This window comes from Pelotomaculum propionicicum (assembly GCF_048984525.1).
Lineage (GTDB): Bacteria > Bacillota > Desulfotomaculia > Desulfotomaculales > Pelotomaculaceae > Syntrophopropionicum > Syntrophopropionicum propionicicum_A.
This window is the reverse complement of record NZ_JBMGJC010000016.1, coordinates 1-16,434: the sequence shown is the minus strand read 5'-3', so window position 1 is coordinate 16,434 and position 16,434 is coordinate 1. Positions and strand designations below refer to the sequence as shown.

General features: G+C 53.0%; 17 protein-coding genes. 14 read left to right on the top strand and 3 right to left on the bottom strand.

Annotated features, from left to right (window positions below):
• Positions 1–2 precede the first annotated feature (2 nt).
• From folP to splB, 4 genes are all read left to right on the top strand, one after another.
• Positions 3–1,202, top strand: coding sequence for a dihydropteroate synthase (gene folP / locus ACOBQJ_RS15330; protein ID WP_421072646.1), 1,200 nt, complete (start codon positions 3–5; stop codon positions 1,200–1,202).
• 212 nt (positions 1,203–1,414) lie between these two features.
• A complete protein-coding gene (gene folB / locus ACOBQJ_RS15325) occupies positions 1,415–1,780 on the top strand; it encodes a dihydroneopterin aldolase (RefSeq protein WP_421072645.1) in 366 nt (121 codons plus the stop codon).
• 112 nt (positions 1,781–1,892) lie between these two features.
• On the top strand, positions 1,893–2,378 hold the full coding sequence (folK, locus tag ACOBQJ_RS15320; RefSeq protein ID WP_421072644.1) for a 2-amino-4-hydroxy-6-hydroxymethyldihydropteridine diphosphokinase: 486 nt from the start codon (positions 1,893–1,895) through the stop codon (positions 2,376–2,378).
• Positions 2,379–2,493: 115 nt separating this feature from the next.
• Positions 2,494–3,513: a spore photoproduct lyase gene (gene splB / locus ACOBQJ_RS15315; RefSeq protein ID WP_421072694.1), complete on the top strand. Its 1,020-nt coding sequence runs from the start codon at positions 2,494–2,496 to the stop codon at positions 3,511–3,513.
• Positions 3,514–3,565: 52 nt separating this feature from the next.
• Here the strand turns inward: splB and ACOBQJ_RS15310 are convergent, their stop codons facing one another.
• A complete protein-coding gene (locus tag ACOBQJ_RS15310; RefSeq protein ID WP_421072643.1) occupies positions 3,566–5,074 on the bottom strand; it encodes a hypothetical protein in 1,509 nt (502 codons plus the stop codon).
• Between the two features lie 331 nt (positions 5,075–5,405).
• On the opposite strand from ACOBQJ_RS15310, the gene ACOBQJ_RS15305 reads away from it, so the two are divergent.
• The 6 genes from ACOBQJ_RS15305 to ACOBQJ_RS15280 all read left to right on the top strand — a co-directional run bounded on the left by ACOBQJ_RS15305 (position 5,406) and on the right by ACOBQJ_RS15280 (position 11,895).
• Positions 5,406–6,287: a Rossmann-like and DUF2520 domain-containing protein gene (locus ACOBQJ_RS15305; RefSeq protein WP_421072642.1), complete on the top strand. Its 882-nt coding sequence runs from the start codon at positions 5,406–5,408 to the stop codon at positions 6,285–6,287.
• Complete coding sequence (gene panB, locus ACOBQJ_RS15300; protein WP_421072641.1) at positions 6,284–7,117, top strand: 3-methyl-2-oxobutanoate hydroxymethyltransferase; 834 nt, start codon at positions 6,284–6,286, stop codon at positions 7,115–7,117. The genes ACOBQJ_RS15305 and panB overlap by 4 nt, the downstream gene beginning before the upstream one ends.
• 494 nt (positions 7,118–7,611) lie before the next feature.
• Entirely contained in the window at positions 7,612–8,457 is an 846-nt protein-coding gene (panC, locus tag ACOBQJ_RS15295; RefSeq protein WP_421072640.1) for a pantoate--beta-alanine ligase, read from the top strand.
• Between the two features lie 16 nt (positions 8,458–8,473).
• Positions 8,474–8,857 carry an aspartate 1-decarboxylase gene (gene panD, locus ACOBQJ_RS15290; RefSeq protein ID WP_421072639.1) on the top strand — a complete coding sequence of 128 codons (384 nt, stop codon included), beginning with the start codon at positions 8,474–8,476 and terminating at the stop codon, positions 8,855–8,857.
• Between the two features lie 186 nt (positions 8,858–9,043).
• On the top strand, positions 9,044–10,627 hold the full coding sequence (gene nadB, locus ACOBQJ_RS15285; protein WP_421072638.1) for an L-aspartate oxidase: 1,584 nt from the start codon (positions 9,044–9,046) through the stop codon (positions 10,625–10,627).
• 104 nt (positions 10,628–10,731) lie between these two features.
• Entirely contained in the window at positions 10,732–11,895 is a 1,164-nt protein-coding gene (locus ACOBQJ_RS15280; RefSeq protein ID WP_421072637.1) for a THUMP domain-containing class I SAM-dependent RNA methyltransferase, read from the top strand.
• Positions 11,896–11,908: 13 nt separating this feature from the next.
• Here the strand turns inward: ACOBQJ_RS15280 and ACOBQJ_RS15275 are convergent, their stop codons facing one another.
• The gene (locus ACOBQJ_RS15275) at positions 11,909–12,133 is read right to left on the bottom strand and encodes a DUF2007 domain-containing protein (protein WP_421072636.1); all 225 of its coding nucleotides are present in this window, start codon (positions 12,131–12,133) and stop codon (positions 11,909–11,911) included.
• Positions 12,134–12,408: 275 nt separating this feature from the next.
• Here ACOBQJ_RS15275 and ACOBQJ_RS15270 point away from each other — a divergent pair, with 275 nt between their 5' ends.
• A complete protein-coding gene (locus ACOBQJ_RS15270; RefSeq protein WP_421072635.1) occupies positions 12,409–12,714 on the top strand; it encodes a zinc-ribbon domain containing protein in 306 nt (101 codons plus the stop codon).
• Between the two features lie 102 nt (positions 12,715–12,816).
• On the opposite strand, the gene ACOBQJ_RS15265 is transcribed toward ACOBQJ_RS15270, so the two are convergent.
• Entirely contained in the window at positions 12,817–13,527 is a 711-nt protein-coding gene (locus ACOBQJ_RS15265; protein WP_421072634.1) for a hypothetical protein, read from the bottom strand.
• 247 nt (positions 13,528–13,774) lie between these two features.
• Between ACOBQJ_RS15265 and ACOBQJ_RS15260 the strand changes: the two genes are divergently transcribed.
• The 3 genes from ACOBQJ_RS15260 to nadC all read left to right on the top strand — a co-directional run bounded on the left by ACOBQJ_RS15260 (position 13,775) and on the right by nadC (position 16,286).
• Entirely contained in the window at positions 13,775–14,275 is a 501-nt protein-coding gene (locus tag ACOBQJ_RS15260) for a hypothetical protein (RefSeq protein ID WP_421072633.1), read from the top strand.
• Positions 14,276–14,345: 70 nt separating this feature from the next.
• Positions 14,346–15,413 (top strand): hypothetical protein, encoded by a 1,068-nt coding sequence (locus ACOBQJ_RS15255; RefSeq protein WP_421072632.1) that lies wholly within the window; start codon positions 14,346–14,348, stop codon positions 15,411–15,413.
• A 21-nt stretch (positions 15,414–15,434) separates the two neighbouring features.
• The gene (nadC, locus tag ACOBQJ_RS15250; RefSeq protein ID WP_421072631.1) at positions 15,435–16,286 is read left to right on the top strand and encodes a carboxylating nicotinate-nucleotide diphosphorylase; all 852 of its coding nucleotides are present in this window, start codon (positions 15,435–15,437) and stop codon (positions 16,284–16,286) included.
• Positions 16,287–16,434 lie beyond the last annotated feature (148 nt).

Genomic DNA, 16,434 nt, shown 5'->3' with positions numbered 1-16,434 from the left:
GATTGGCGATCAGGGTCTACAGCGTCATGGTTGAAAATAAAGAAGAGGCCTACCGGGCTGTCGCTTCCGTTGGCGCGGACAAATCAGGCTGCGCGTGGATGGCGCCGAAAGCGGTGCACCGTCTGGTAATGCTGGACGGAGTGCAGCCGAGACAGGCCAACATTATGAAGCAGGAAATGCTCGGCAAGGGCGGGGAGGCTGCTGTCGCCCGGGGCGTGGTTGATAATTCCGTCCCCGAAACCAGGGTGCTCCTGATGGGCACACTGAAGCAGTACGAGGCTTTCCTGGCCAAACTAAAAAGCCAGCCGTTCGGGCTGCCCGCTTTAGCTGACCGGATCAGGGGCGTATTGGACGGGCAGGAGGGCTTTACCCCTTACGCGCTGGACTGCCGCGGCAGGACAATAATTCTGGGAGAAAGAACGCTGGTGATGGGGATCCTTAATGTGACGCCCGATTCTTTCTCGGACGGGAGTAAATTCCACGACCCTGGCCGGGCGCTGGAAAGAGCCAGGGTGATGGTGGAGGACGGCGCCGACATCATAGACCTGGGCGGTGAATCCACGCGGCCAGGCTTCGCGCCGGTAGGGGTTGAGGAGGAACTGGACCGGATCATACCTGTGTTAAAAAGGCTGGTAAACGAGATAACTGTGCCGGTTTCCATAGATACGACCAAAGCTGAGGTGGCCAGGCGGGCGCTGGAGGAGGGCGCCGGCATTATTAACGATCAGTGGGGGTTGCGGGGCGACCCGGCCATGGCCGGAATCGCCGCGAAGTACGGCGCTCCCCTGGTCCTGATGCATAACCAGAAAGGTACTGAATACCGGGACCTCCTCGGTGATATAGCTGAATCACTTCGGGAAAGCGTGGGTATTGCCATGGCGGCCGGAGTCGCCCGGGAAAAGGTCATTGTTGACCCCGGGCTCGGATTCGGTAAAAACGCGGCGCAAAACCTGGAGACGCTGCGGCGGCTGAAAGAGCTGCGCTGCCTGGGACAGCCGGTCCTGATCGGCCCGTCGCGCAAGTCCACTATCGGAAAAGTATTGAACCTGCCGGTGGAAGAGCGGGTGGAAGGGACAGCGGCAGCTGTGGCGGTCGGCATCGCCAACGGCGCGAACATTGTGCGGGTGCATGATGTGAAAGAGATGGCCAGGGTGGCCCGCATGGCCGACGCCATTATGGGCCGAGTGAACTTGGATATTTAGGTTCGATCTTGCTTCCATCAGGGGTAGTGAATTCTTTCCTTAACATAGAATGAGGACGTATCACTTGTAGGTGCGGCTTCAGCCGTTCAGCAGAAAGGGGACACACCTCTATTTGGAGCTTAGCTCATGGGCCGAGGAATGTCCCCGATTGTAATGGCAAGTTAAACCCGCCCTACAGAGCCGGGGAGTGTCCTGATGAAGGAGGGGGTAACGTGGATAAGATCATACTCGAAGGAATGGAATTTTACGGTTACCACGGAACCAGGCCCGAGGAAAAAACGCTTGGGCAGAAATTTATATTGGATGTTGAGCTTTTTCTGGACTTGCGGCCGGCGGGAATTTCCGATGACCTGGACCGCACAGTTAATTACGCCCGGGTTTTTGAAACGGTACAGTCAATTGTATGCGGCCGTCCCCGCCAGCTGATCGAGTCCCTGGCGGAGGCAGTCGCCAAAGCCCTGCTGGAGCAGTTCCCCGCGGCCCAGGTCAAGGTGCACGTGAAAAAGCCCCAGGCCCCCGTTCCGGGCCGGTTCACCTGGGTGGCTGTGGAAATAACGCGGGGGAAGGACAGCCTTTAAAAACAGTGAAAAGAACTTTTTAACCTGTTACAAATCCTTCCGGTCAGAAATAATGTATAATAATATAAAGTGTTATATAAAAAATAGTACTAAATGCTTTGGAGGATATACAATGCCGACTACAGCCTATATCGGCCTGGGCAGCAACCTGGGCGATAAAGAGGCCAATATAAAAAAAGCGCTGGAACTGCTGGGGGAAGTCCCCGCTGTTAAGGTGATAAAAGTTGCTTCGTTATACAAGACCGCGCCGCTTTATGTGACCAAGCAGGACTGGTTCCTTAATACAGTGGCGGAGATTGAGACAAGTCTAAACGCCCATGAGCTGTTATCCCTGTTAAAGGAAACGGAAAAGAAGCTTGAACGGACGCCCACCGTGCGCTGGGGGCCGCGGACGATAGACTTGGACCTTCTGCTTTACGGCAGCGATAAAATTAAAAGTGCCGACCTGTGTGTTCCCCATCCCCGCATGACTGAGCGCGCTTTCGTCATGGTACCGCTGGCGGAAATCGCCCCCCAACTTTGCGTGCCCGGCCGGGGGAGGGCGGGAGAGCTGGCCCGGCTTCTAAGTACAGATCAGAGAGTTGAAAAAATTTGTTGAATCAATATTGGATAAAAAATAATTAATTTTTTAGGTAGAAGGTTTGGAGGCGGAGGCCTTCTTTTTTTGTGGACATTTAGTGGACATAATAGAAGAAAAAGCGCGGGTGGTATGTATGGTATTTGAGCCGAAGAGAGTAATTTTCGAGCGGGAAGCCCTGGAATATCCCCTGGGAGACAGGCTTCTGAAATATTTTGACGGGAAGGGAGTTGAAACCAGTTTCACAGCTTCCCACAACAGGGTCACCTCTATTCCTGGCAGGACCCGGCCGGAGGGATATTTTGAAGGGAAAAGGACGCTGGTGGTGGGAGTGCGCCGCACCAGGAACTTTGAAACATGTAAACCGTCGGCCCATTATCAGCTGCCCCTGGTCACCTCCTGCCCCGGCAAGTGCGAATACTGCTACCTTTTAACCAACCTGGGCAGTAAGCCGTACGTGCGCATATACGTTAATACTGAGGAAATTTTAACTGCCGCCGCCGGTTACATTGAAAAAAGGAAGCCCGAGATAACAGTATTTGAAGGAGCCGCCACCTCTGACCCGATCCCGGTGGAGCCTTACACCGGTATTCTGGCCAGGGTAATCGGGTTCTTCGGGGAGCAGGAACTCGCCCGGTTCCGGTTCGTCACCAAGTTTACCGACGTCGATACGCTGCTGCCTGTTTCCCACAATGGGCATACCCGCTTTCGCTTCAGCATCAATACAGGCGAGGTGATCAGGCGGTACGAGCACGCCACCCCAACCCTCGCCGAAAGGCTGGCGGCGGCTAAGAAAGTGGCAAGGGCCGACTACCCGCTGGGATTTTTGGTGGCGCCAATTATAGCGGAAGAGGGATGGAAGGAAAGTTACAGGGATTTATTTAAATCCGTCGCGGCAGATCTGGGCGGCAATGCCGCCGACCTCACCTTTGAGTTCATCACCCACCGTTTTACCAAAAGGGCTAAAAACACGATCCTGGAAGTCTTCCCGAACACGGGCCTAGACCTGGAGGAAAAGTCCAGGACTTTTAAGTTCGGCCAGTTCGGCTACGGCAAGTACGTCTATCCCAAGGAGCTTTTCAACGAGGTAAAAGATTATTTTCACAGCCAGGCGCAGGAATTTTTCCCTGAAGCGAAGGTTGAGTATTTTGTATAAAAAAACAGATAAATTAAGATAAGATATTAGACTGCCTTGTTTAACCCTTGTCTTACTCCCCGGCCTTATCATCCAAAAGGCCGGCGGCGTAGGCTATGGCTTCCTCCCTGTTTGCGACCTCCCCGCTGACCTGGGCCTCGGTGATCTTTTCCAGCAGCTCGCCCACTTTTTTTGAGGGCGGGAGAGCCAGCGCTGCCATCAGTTCCTCCCCTTTTACCAGGGCGGGCGGGTGGACGTAGGCCTCTGCCTCAAAGTAATATTTGCAGAGGAGGTCCCCGATAAACGCACGGTAACCGGGGAGATCGAACGCTCCTTCCCCACCGCCGCCATACGAGCAGGCATTGGCCAGGGAAAGCAGGAGGGTATCGGGCGCTTCCTTGCCCAGTTTGGAGAAGAAGCGGTGGATGGCCGCCGGTCCCGCGGGCATGTCTTTAAAAAGGCGGAAAGGATATACGTGGCCGCCTGCGATTTTTTTCAGGTAGGATTCCTCTGTCCTGCTTATTTTCAACCTCCGCGCAAACTCGCTCACATATGCCAGCCCCGCCTTTGAACTGCCTGGAGGAGCATCCTCCCCGCCATCAGCGGCCACGGCTGCCGCCGCTTGGCCGGGGTCGTGAAGCAGCGCGGCGATTTTTAGCAGCTGGACGCGCCTGCGCCCGGAGGTGAGGGATTGTCCCAAATGCCGCAGGATCAATTCCCGCAGTTCCTCACTCCTGCCGGTGGCCGGGAGTTCCGGGCCGGGGTCACCGCAGATCTTTTCAAGCAGCTGGTAAGTCCTGAGGCTGTGCGCCCAGGCACTGTCCTTGCTCTGGTCCTGGCTGCTTGCCTTCATGATTTCTTCAGTGGGAAACAGCTCGGAGAGAGCGCCTATGTCGTCTAAAACAGTGATCCAGCGGTAAGATTGCGGCAGGGCGAGAACAGCCGATAATTCTTCCCAAACCCGCTCCCCCGATACCTCCTGCAGCAGCCAGCGGCTCTGCTCCATCAAGTCCAGGGTCTCCGGTTTGATGTTGAAACCAAGTTTGCCGGCCAGCCGCACCCCCCGCAGGATGCGGACCGGGTCTGCCTCAAAAACATATTTGCTAATAGCCCGGATGGTTTTATTCTCAATATCAGCCAGTCCTCCGTAGGGGTCCATCAGCAATTCATGCCAGCGCCAGCGCTCCGAGCGCCGGGCCGCCAGGCCGCCGTTCTCCCCTGACAGCTTGATATACGCGGGCAGTTCCAGGGCGGTGGCGTTGATGGTAAAGTCCCTGTTGGAAAGGTCTTCTTCTATGCTTAACCCCTTGAAGGAGGAAAAGTCAATCTGCCATTTTTCCCCGTGGGGCTCCACTACTACACGGGCTACTCTGTTAATCCTGTCCAACGGGATATACACGCCTTTCAATACTTCGGAAACAGACTGGGCCAGGCTCATGGCATTTCCGCTTACCGCGAAATCCAGGTCGCGTCCCGGTTTTCCCAGGTAGAGGTCGCGCAGGAAACCGCCCACCAGGTATGTTTTTTTGTTTTTAGCCGAGGCAAGAGCAGCAATCGCGTCTAAAATTTCCTCGAAAAACATGACTATTCCTCCGTTAAAAGAATTGCCGGCCTTATTATAACATTATTTTACATGTCTGGATAACAGCCATGTCCCATTCCAGCCGGTTTTATTCTAAATTTTTTTAAAAATTAATTGCCCCGCATTATTTACTATGTTAAAATGTAACCGAAACAGGGTGGTATCTTTGTGAACCGCACCTGTATGTTGTGAAATTGCTTTTTGATTTATGGTATTTAACCGCTTGGAGCCGGGACGGACCGAGACGGAGGTTAGATAACTCACGCCTTTCGGGTTTCTCCCCGGAAGGCTTTTTGTTTTGGCACAAACTTATGGTAGGGAGATAATATCCGTGTCTAAACCTAAAATTGCAGTGGTTGGTGCCGGAAAGGTTGGTTCCGCCCTGGCGCTCCTTTTAAGCCGGCAGGGTTACCCGGTGGCCGGAGTGGCCAGCAAAAGCATTGATTCGGCCAGGCGCGTGGCTGACGAATTAAAGGCGCCTGCCACTGTTAACCCGGAGGAAGTAACCAGCGGCGCGGATGTTGTCTTTATCACGACCCCGGACCGCGTGATTGCGGGTGTGGCGGAAGAGATCGCCGCGCGGGGAGGTTTCAGGCCGGGACAGGTTGTTTTTCATACCAGCGGTGCCCATTCAGCCGATGAGGTGGGCGCCGCGCGCCGCTCAGGCGCGCTGGCCGCTTCGCTGCACCCGCTCCAGTCTTTTGCCGATATCAAGATGGCCATGGAAAATTTGCCCGGTTCATATTTTGCCCTGGAGGGGGATCCGGGGGCGCTGCCCCTGGCCGGGCAGATTGTCAGGGACCTGGGCGGCAAAAGCTTTTCCATAGCTGCCGAGGATAAGCCTCTGTATCACGCAGCTGCCTGTATCGCTTCAAACTACCTGGTTTCTTTGATGCACTTTGCCACAGGGCTCTACAGCCGTTTCGGCCTTACCCGGGCGGAGTCGTTTGAAGCATTGCTGCCCCTGGTCAGGGGTACAATAAACAACATCAGCCAGGTGGGACCGCCGCAAGCCCTGACCGGGCCTGTGGCCAGGGGTGACGGCCCGACCCTGGAGGGGCACCTGAAAGCATTAAAAGACGTGGGAGAGCAGGAGCTTGATTTATACAGCAGGCTTGGCCTCTTCACAGTCAGGGTGGCCCTGGAAAAAGGAAGCATTAACGCCGAAGAGGCGAAAAAATTAGACGATATTTTCAGGGAGGGTTGTATATGAGCGGCAAGGTTACCACAGCCACCATAAGACAAATGAAAAGTGAAGGGAAACCTATCACCATGCTCACGGCGTACGACTACTCAATGGCCAAGCTTGTGGATGACGCGGGTATTGATATGATCCTGGTGGGTGACTCGCTGGCCAACGTTATGCTGGGCTATGATTCCACCCTGCCGGTGACCATGGACGAGATGGTCCACCACGTCAAGGCGGTCTGCCGTGGCGCCGACCGGGCCATGGTAGTGGCGGATCTCCCGTTTATGTCCTATCAGGTTTCAAAGAAAGAAGCCCTGCGCAACTCGGGGCGGTTCCTGAAGGAGACTACAGCCCAGGCGGTTAAGCTGGAAGGCGGCCGGGAGATTGCCGAAACCGTCCGCGCCATAGTTAACGCGGGGATACCGGTGGTCGGCCACCTGGGGTTGACCCCCCAGTCTGTCCACCAGATGGGCGGGTACAAGGTGCAGGGCAAAGATGAATCCGCGGCGAAAAAACTTATCTCTGACGCCAGGGCTATAGAAGAAGCCGGAGCATTTTGCCTGGTCCTGGAATGTGTGCCCACGCCGCTGGCCAAACTGATAACCGAGTCTCTGAGTATCCCGACCATAGGCATCGGGGCCGGTCCGCACTGTGACGGGCAGGTGCTGGTAATCCACGACATGCTGGGGCTGTACCCCCGCTCCTCACCGAAATTCGTAAAAAAATACGTCAACCTGCACGAGCATATGGACGCCGCGCTGAAACAGTACAAGGAAGAGGTAACAGCGAGGACTTTCCCCGGGCCCGAGCACAGTTTCGGGATGTCCGAGGAAGTGCTGAAGAAACTGTATTGAGACGTGAGAAATGAGACGTGGGACGTGAGAATTGATACATCAGAGCGGTAGGTGCGGCTTCAGCCGTTCAGCGGAATGGTGACACCCCTTTCTCACAGGCATTCCTGCATGCGAGGAATGTCCCCGGTTGGAATGGCGGGATAAATCCCGCCCCAGAGTGTTGACAAAATAATACTGGATAATCCATGGTGTTGAAACCGACTGCTCCATTGCGACAGCGTCGTAAGTAAACTAAGCGAAGCTGAGGTTGTGAAATTGGGTGAGCTGACATGGACGTTAAAGGCCTTCATCGCCCGGATGGCGAGTTGAAGGCCGGCCCATTTGAGCCCGAAGCAAGCGCTAAGTTTACTCGGCGCGAAGCACGGAGCCAAGCGGATTCAACACCATGGAGACTTTGTCTACAACCTGTGGCGGGATAAATCCCGCCCTACAAGGAATGCCTGTGATGCTCACGACTCACGTCCCAAGACCCACGACTAATATTGGAGGATAAAATGCGCATTTTTCACACGATCGCGGAAATCCGGGAGTTTGTCCGGCAGGCTAGGGCCGACGGACACAGCATTGGCCTTGTCCCGACCATGGGCTACCTGCACGAAGGGCACCTCGAATTGATGAGCCAGGCCAAAAAACAATGCGACACTGTTATTATCAGCATCTTTGTGAACCCCGCCCAGTTTGGACCGGGAGAGGACCTGGCAAGCTACCCCCGGGACCTGGACCGTGATGCCGGAATGGCCGAGACGGTGGGGGTGGACGCTATTTTCAATCCGGGCGTGGAAGAGATATACCCGTCCGGGTACTGCACTTACGTCGATGTCGAACGCATCACGGACAGGCTTTGCGGCGCTTCCCGGCCGGGCCATTTTCGCGGTGTGGCCACAGTGGTCACCAAGCTGTTTAACATAGTGAAGCCGGACTATGCGTTTTTTGGGCAGAAAGACGCCCAGCAGGTACTGGTAATAAAACGGATGGCCACTGACTTGAACATGGAAGTGGAAGTTGTAACAGTGCCCACCGTGCGGGAGCGTGACGGCCTGGCTATGAGCTCACGCAACATTTATCTGGATCCTGCGCAGCGGCAGGCCGCCCTGAGCCTTAACAGGAGTTTAAAGAGGGCGGCGGCGGAGGTCAGGGCCGGAGAAAGGGACGCAGCGAAAATACGGCAACTGGTTATAGATATAATTAAAGCCGAGCCCCTGGCTGAGATAGATTACGTAGAAATATACAGCCATCCGGACCTGGAGCCGGTGGAGGCCATAAAAGGCCCCGCGCTCCTGGCCCTGGCTGTTAAGATGGGCCGGGCGAGGCTGATCGACAATATTATTTTACATGTGTAAATTGGGGGAGAGGGTCATGTTTCTGACAATGTTTAAATCAAAAATTCACCGGGCTACGGTAACAGAGGCTGATCTGAACTATATGGGCAGTATCACCATAGATGAGGCGCTGATAGAGGCTGCCGGGATCCTGCCCCATGAAAAGGTCCAGATCGTCAACAACAACAACGGCGCCCGTTTTGAAACGTATGTGATCAAAGGTCCCCGCGACTCCGGTGTGATCTGCCTGAACGGGGCCGCCGCCCGCCTGGTGCAGCCCGGAGACGTGGTAATTATTATTTCTTACGCCATGATGGACAGCAATGAGGCTAAAACATACAGCCCGACTGTCGTAATGGTTGACGGCGAAAACAAAATAACTGAAATTAAACATGGGGAAGTCCACGGCGATATAGGCTAGCGTTTGACCCGGCGATTTAAAGGAGAAAGTTACTTTAAAAACCGCCGCAACTCAGAGCTGTGTGTGATCTTCCTTGTTTTTTTGTCTAATTCCGTTATAATAAAGACATCGCGCGTTTCAAACATGCGCAAAAATTTTTATAATTACATACTTATTTATCGGCTGGGCTTAAAGGGGGAGGTTTTTTTGCCAGACAACTATATGGTAAACTTCGACACACGGGAACTGCCCCAGGTGGAAGAAGAATATATTATCATGGGCAGCGGCATAGCTGGTTTGTATACGGCCCTTTCAGCTTCCCAGGCAGGCAGATCGGTAACGGTACTGACTAAACAAACCATGATGGATACCGGTACGGATAAAGCTCAGGGAGGTATCGCGGCCGCGCTCGGGGACGCTGATTCTCCGGCGCTGCACAGGGAAGACACCCTGGTGGCCGGGGCCGGCCTGTGCGATTCGGAGGCGGTGGCGGCACTGGTGAGCGAAGGTCCTGACAGGGTCAGGGAGCTGATCGGGCTGGGCGCCATCTTTGACCGTGACAGCCAGGGCCTGGCCCTGACCAGGGAGGGGGCGCACAGCCAGCGGCGTATTCTCCATGCCAGCGGTGATGCTACCGGGGCCGAGATACAGCGGGTACTTACCCAGCGTGTGCGGGAAGACGATAAGATTAATGTACTGGAAAACCATTATGTTGTCGACCTCCTGGTACGGGATAACACCTGTTACGGAGTACTGGCCTATGACAGGCAGAACAAGGAATACAGGGTTTTCCGGGGTAAGGTGGTCGTCCTGGCCACTGGCGGCCTGGGACGTATTTTTGAACACAACACCAACCCTGAAATAGCAACAGGTGACGGTATAGCGATCGCTTTTAGGGCCGGCGCGGAAGTCATGGACATGGAGTTTATCCAGTTCCACCCGACAGTATTGAATCTCCCGGGAGCCCCGCGCTTTTTAATTTCAGAGGCTGTGCGCGGCGAGGGCGCTTACCTGCGCAACATCCGCGGCCAGCGTTTTATGCCCCGTTATCACGACCTGGCGGAGCTTGCTCCCAGGGATATAGTAGTGCGCGCTATTTTAAAGGAAATGGCGGCGACCAACTCCAACAAGGTATTTTTAGACCTGACCCACCTGGAGCCTGAGCTTGTAAAATTACGCTTTCCCAATATCTCCAAGACCTGCTCGGAGTACAAGCTGGACATCACAGTTGACCGCATTCCGGTGGCGCCAGCCGCTCACTACATGATGGGCGGGGTTAAGATAAACCTGGTGGGCGAGACCAGCATCAGGGGGCTTTATGCCTGCGGCGAGGTCTCCTGCCCCGGCGTCCACGGCGCCAACCGCCTGGCCAGCAATTCCCTGCTGGACGGACTGGTGTTTGGCGGGAGGATAGTAGAGGAGACCAAACATTTCCTAAAGGATTACAACCCCCGCCACCTGGAGTTTGCCTGCGACTGGCTGCTTGAACCGGCCAAAACGGATTACGCGGCCCTGCGCAAAAAACTGGAGGTGCTGATGGGCGAGAAGGTGGGTCCGGTGCGCAGCAGCGAAGGAATGAGAGAAGCCCTGGTATTTTTCGATCAATGGAGCTACCTCAAGCGGCACAGGGCTGATAACGCTGAGCAGATGGAAGTCAAAAATATGCTCCAGGTAGGGGAATTGGTGGCTGAAGCGGCCCTGGCCCGCAGGGAAAGCCGCGGGGGGCACTACCGGGTCGACTGCCCGGATACGTACCAGCGCTGGCAGAAGCATATTATATTCAGGCGGTAAGCTTTACAAGATAGAATATACATCGGCTGTTTTGGGCATCCCATAATATCAGGACGGGTAAATACCCGTCATTTTATTAGATAACACTAATATGAGGATTATCTATGAGTAAAATCGAACTAATCGCCACCGCGACTTTCGGCCTTGAGGCTGTGGTGGCGAGAGAAGTTAGAGAGCTTGGCTATGAAGACCTGATGGTGGAAGACGCCAGGGTTACATTTGCGGGAGACGAGGCTGCGGTATGCAGAGCGAACCTGTGGCTGCGCACAGCGGACCGCGTTTTGTTAAAGATGGGCGAATTCAAGGCGCTTACCTTCGATGAGCTTTTTGAAAAGACCAGGGCCCTCCCCTGGCCGGACTGGATTCCCGAGAACGCCGCTTTTCCGGTCCAGGGCAAGTCTGTCAAATCGCAGCTTCACAGCGTTCCGGACTGCCAGGCTATCGTTAAAAAAGCGGTTGTGGAAAAGATGAAACAGAAGTATAAAAGGGAATGGTTCCAGGAAACAGGGCCCCAGTACACCATTGAGGTCGCCTTGTTAAAGGATATGGTTACACTGACCATCGACACCAGCGGCGCCGGGCTGCATAAACGGGGCTACCGTAAGCTGGGCAGCCAGGCGCCCCTGAAGGAGACCCTGGCCGCAGCCATGGTCCTGCTCAGCCGCTGGCACCCGGAACATACCCTGATCGACCCTTTTTGCGGCTCGGGCACGATCCCTATTGAGGCGGCACTGATAGGAAGCAACCTGGCTCCCGGCTTGCACCGGGCCTTCGCCTCTGAAAAATGGCCCGTTATCTCTAAAGCCCTGTGGGCTAAAGCCAGGGAAGAAGCAAAAGGGCTGGCTTATTACACCCAGCCTCTTCATATAATAGGTTCCGACATAGACGGCGAAGTGCTGAGCCTGGCGCGCTACCACGCCCGGCAGGCGGGGGTTGAAGAAAAAGTGTTTTTTCAAAAACTCCCTGTTTCCGGGCTTCGCTCAAAGCACAAGTACGGTTATATTATCTGCAACCCTCCCTACGGGGAACGCCTTGGTGATACAAAACAGGCAGAGGATCTGTACAGGGAGACGGGTAAGACCTTTAAGGCCCTCGATACCTGGTCTTTTTACATACTTGCCGCCCACCCCAACTTTGAGCGTCTTTTCGGCAGAAAGCCTGACAAGAAACGGAAGCTGTACAACGGGCGGATCCAGTGCAACTACTACCAGTACTACGGCCCCCGCCCGCCCCGGAAAATTGAGCCGTTTGAAGAAACGACTTTGTAATATGCCCCGGCAGTTATTTTGCAGCCTGATCTTTGCACGGCAGTATACTCTTTGCCCTGGCCAGGTCAGACTGCTTCACCATCAGCCTTAATCCTCCCAGGGCATAAGGCGTGTATACCACTACCGCTGAATGTTCGTCAAACAAGAGGGCCTCTATGCCCTCACTTTCCAACAGCCCTTTAGCCAGGTAAGCCTCATTGACATCGAGAAAAGCAGCGACCTTCACCAGTTTTTCCACTTTTCTTTTCTCCCTTCCTGTTTCCCCGCAGTTATGTATCAGAATTTCAAATTATAGCACCTGTATAACTTAATATTGATCAATAATATTAAAATTATGAAATAATTAAACAATTAGTTTTACTTTCAGGGGTATTAAGGGTAAAATATAACATAAGCTCAATAAAAAGGTCCGTCAGGCCCAGTTCATTTATCCTTCTTAGCCGCTTAATGGTGATGGAGATCAAAGATAAGTGAATCCCCATTGAGCAAACTAAAATTGAGGAGGATATCTTCGTGTATCAAGACAAAACCCTGACCTGCCGTGAATGTGGCTCTGATTTTGAATTCTCTGCCTCCGAGCAGGAGTTCTATGCTGAAAGGGGCTTTACCAACGAGCCCGGCCGCTGTCCCCAGTGCAGGGCGGCCCGCAAGCAGAGAAACAACAGAGGCGGCTTTGGTAACCGGGGAGCCCGTCCCCCGCGTGAAATGCATCCCGCTGTCTGTGCCGGCTGCGGCGCCGAAACGGAAGTGCCTTTCAAGCCCAGCGGCGACCGCCCGGTATACTGTTTTGACTGTTTCAACAAAAACAGAAGCTACTAAAAGAGAAATCCTCAGTAGTTAAAGTTAATTACCTTGATATGGACAAAGGACTGTAACATTTGTGTTACAGTTTTTTTTCACGCATTATGTTTCGCGGTACTGCTAACTCATGCTTTTAAACTTTTCGGTCAGGCGGTCTTTAAACTGCTTCCACAGCACGTCGTCCAGGGCGATATATTCCTGCAGAGCATCAAAAACCAGCGTGCGGGAGGTGGGTTTTTCATACCGGGACTCTAATTCTTTCATAATTTCCGCCGGAAGCGTCTGCAGCAGTGAACCGCAATCAATATAGCGACTCAGGCGCAGGAAACGGGGGATATTTCCATCATTACGCATTGATTTTGCCAGCCTGGACTTTTCGGCTGCCGCCCCCATGTCAAGAAATAAGTCCAGTTTCAGCTCTTCTAACATGCGGGCACATTCCAAAGCCTGTTTGCGAAAGCTTTCCGCCAGGTCCTCCAGTTCCGCCGCAGACATCAGGGCCCCCTTTTTGATCGCCTTGTTTACCAGCCTGATCCGGGCTCTCTTGATGCTGTGCCTTTCCCGGTAGGTGTAGCAGATCCCCATGATAAAACTGCGCCATTTCCTCCTCGAGCCGGTGACGGCTTTTAAAATCTTATCCGACTTCAGGCGGTCTGCTTTTTCGGGAGGATCTTCAGCATGGCTCTGCATATAGGAAAGGAGACCGTAAGGGTAGATATAAGGCCATACAGCCTCCACGCACCTTAAGATTAATCTCTCGTCCGGTTTCTCATCCTTCAGCCTTTCCCCCAGGATTTCGGCCAGCTGGAGTACTTCTTTTAAATTTGCCACTTTGGACCTCCTTGATAGCTGTCCCTTGCAAAGCCCAGCTGAGAATATCTGATCAAAATTCTTCTACAATTCTTTATAATTTCCTTTGTAAGAGTACATGTATGCCCTTATTTAAGAAACCGCGCTATATTTGTTCGACAATATATGAGAATATATGACATATGGACATCTTTTTAATATTTCAAGCAGGAGATTGTTTAACTTGGTTTAATTTATATTTATCATCTAAATTATCGGGGTGATTGTTTTGGATGAGAAGTGGCTCCTGGAACAAGCTGCCGCGGAGCATTTCGTTGCCGCGTTAAACAAGTTGTATGCCACTTCTTATAGAGTTATTGAGCACTCGGACAAGCCCGATGTAATTATCAGGGATCTCGCATCAGGGGATACCATTGGGATTGAGGTTACCCATTTATTTTACAACGGGGATGAGGCTAAAGAACTGCTGGGAAAGTCTGATGAAAGCAACAGCAGGCCGGACAATGACATTGTAGTAATTGAGTTAATTGAAAAACTTAATGATTTATTGGAACAAAAGGCTCAAAAAGCGAGAGGTTATAATCATAACCATAAGCTCTCGCTCCTGGTGAGAGTGGCGTCGCCTGTATTTGGAACAGATGATTTTGACCGTTTTGAACATTATATTAGGGTTCCAATTTCTGACTACCGCCACATTTGGCTTCTTTTTTTTAATGCCAAAAGTGAGAAATGGGATGTAATAAGGACATTAAAGCAGGTTGTCTTTTAAATTTTTCCATTTTGGATATAAATAAGTTAACGATTTTTGGAATTAGCCGTTCAGGGGGTGTGTGAGCGGATTGAAAAGAAAATTTATAAGAATTACCGGCTTGGCCTTACTTGCCGGAGCGCTTGTTTTTCTTTTTGCCGGCTGTGGAATATTAGATTTTGGCAAGACTAATGGAAAGCCCAATCCTCTGACTATAAAAGTTGAGGACTTCAGTGTGTTTCTTTTTGAGTCTTCAGAGGAAATTTACCGGGCTAATGTAAAAAGCCCCGCTATGTGGGCCGGGCTGAAAGAACAGGCTGACAGGGACCCGGCGTACGCGCCGCATTACAAATGGCTGTACGACACTTACAACAGCTGGGATGAAAACCGCAAGGCGCAGCTTCATGAAATAATGCTGGAGTACCACCCCCAGCCCATGGCGGAGAAGCTTATCCAGGAAGGCAGGCAGGGCGCCGGGCTGGATGAAATAATAGAATTCATGAAAGATGACCGCGCTTACGCCAAAAACAGGAGCACTCTCGTTGATTTTTATACCTGGTACGGCAGTAATTACGCCCTGCCGCACTATGCCCAGATAGTACCGTCGCTGCAGCAGAAGGTTGAAGTTACGAACGGCAAAGTGGAAAGCGGGTTTGATATAGTCGGGTTTATGGAGAAAGAGACGGGGGTTAACCTCAAGAAAAAACCTGAAGCTCTCGAACTGCTGCTCAACATGCGGCTGATCGGAGCCTCCGGCTTTAGCCGGGACAAAGACTCGCTCTATGGCATCCGCTGGAGCGACCAGCCGGATAAAATCTGGGCCATCGCTTTCAACGAACTGAGCCGTCCTTTCTTCCGCACCTTCACAGGCGGCTGGTCATTTAAGCTGCTGGCGGGGAAATTAAAAAAAGACGATCAGTTAATGGACAAGTTCAATGAAGATGTGCCGTACACATGGGAAGGCTGGATTGAAGAGAACCTGACAGAAGGCTTTGCCCGCTACCTGAATGTGCGCCTGGGCATTGCGAATGACGTGGGGGAAGGCGTATTTATCTTTGATCGGGAATATGCCCAGGCCCTGGTGGACGGTTTTGACCCGCAAAAAATTTCCCTGGAAGACTTCACGGTACAGTTTCTTGAACAAAAATATGGCATATAGCATCGCAGGAAGGGAGATAGCGTGGACCTCAACCCACTGGAACTGAGAAAAATATTAGAAAGATTTTTGACCGAGGATATAGGGTCCGGAGATATTACCACCAACAGCATTGTCCCTGCTGACGCCGTCTCGCACGGGTATATCATATCCAGGGAAAACGGTGTTGCGGCGGGACTGCCGCTGGCTGAAATGGTTTTTCAAATACTTGATCCCACTATTGAATTCCGGGCGCTGGCGCGGGACGGCCAAAAAATCGAACCCGGCATGGTGCTGGCTGAAGTATCCGGCAGCGCAAGGGTAATCCTGACCGGGGAAAGGCTTGCTCTCAACCTGCTCCAGCGCCTCTCCGGCATCGCCACCAGGACAGCCCGTCTGGTGGAGCTGGTGGCGGGTAATAAATCCAGTATTGTTGACACCAGAAAGACCACTCCCGGCCTGAGGATGATTGAGAAGTACGCGGTGCGGGTTGGCGGCGGGCACAACCACCGCTTCGGCCTTTTTGACGCTGTGCTGATTAAAGACAACCACATCAAAATTGCCGGGGGAATCAAAAAAGCCGTTGACGCGGCAAGGCTGGGGAGCCCTCATACGGCCAGGATCGAGGTCGAAGTGGAGGATTTGGCCGGGGTTAAAGAAGCCCTGGCTGCCGGGGCGGACATAATAATGCTCGACAATATGGCTCCCGGGAGGATGCGGGAAGCCGTGGGTTTGATAGCCGGGCGCGCCCTGACCGAGGCATCGGGCGGGATCTCTGAGGAAAACGTCCGCGCCGCGGCTGAGGCCGGAGTAGACCTGATCTCTTCCGGGGCGCTGACCCACTCGGTAAAGTCACTGGACATAAGCCTGGACATAAAAGAAATTAAACTCAGATAACCTCCTAACAGGAGGTTATTAATTATACTTCAGTAAGTTCTCCTGGCATGGTTTTAGCCTGGAGAACAAAAAACCGCCCGCTATGCGGGTGGGATTCAATGCTTAAGCAAAGCAACACCCTTCTGCCTTCTGTTAAAATGATGAGTGT

What these genes read in the sequence shown, in the direction of transcription:
- folK (WP_421072644.1), top strand. Translation starts at nt 1,893, where the DNA reads ATGCCGACTACAGCCTATATCGGCCTGGGCAGCAACCTGGGCGATAAA.
- splB (WP_421072694.1), top strand. Translation starts at nt 2,494, where the DNA reads ATGGTATTTGAGCCGAAGAGAGTAATTTTCGAGCGGGAAGCCCTGGAA.
- ACOBQJ_RS15310 (WP_421072643.1), bottom strand. Translation starts at nt 5,074, where the DNA reads ATGTTTTTCGAGGAAATTTTAGACGCGATTGCTGCTCTTGCCTCGGCT.
- panB (WP_421072641.1), top strand. Translation starts at nt 6,284, where the DNA reads ATGAGCGGCAAGGTTACCACAGCCACCATAAGACAAATGAAAAGTGAA.
- panC (WP_421072640.1), top strand. Translation starts at nt 7,612, where the DNA reads ATGCGCATTTTTCACACGATCGCGGAAATCCGGGAGTTTGTCCGGCAG.
- panD (WP_421072639.1), top strand. Translation starts at nt 8,474, where the DNA reads ATGTTTCTGACAATGTTTAAATCAAAAATTCACCGGGCTACGGTAACA.
- ACOBQJ_RS15280 (WP_421072637.1), top strand. Translation starts at nt 10,732, where the DNA reads ATGAGTAAAATCGAACTAATCGCCACCGCGACTTTCGGCCTTGAGGCT.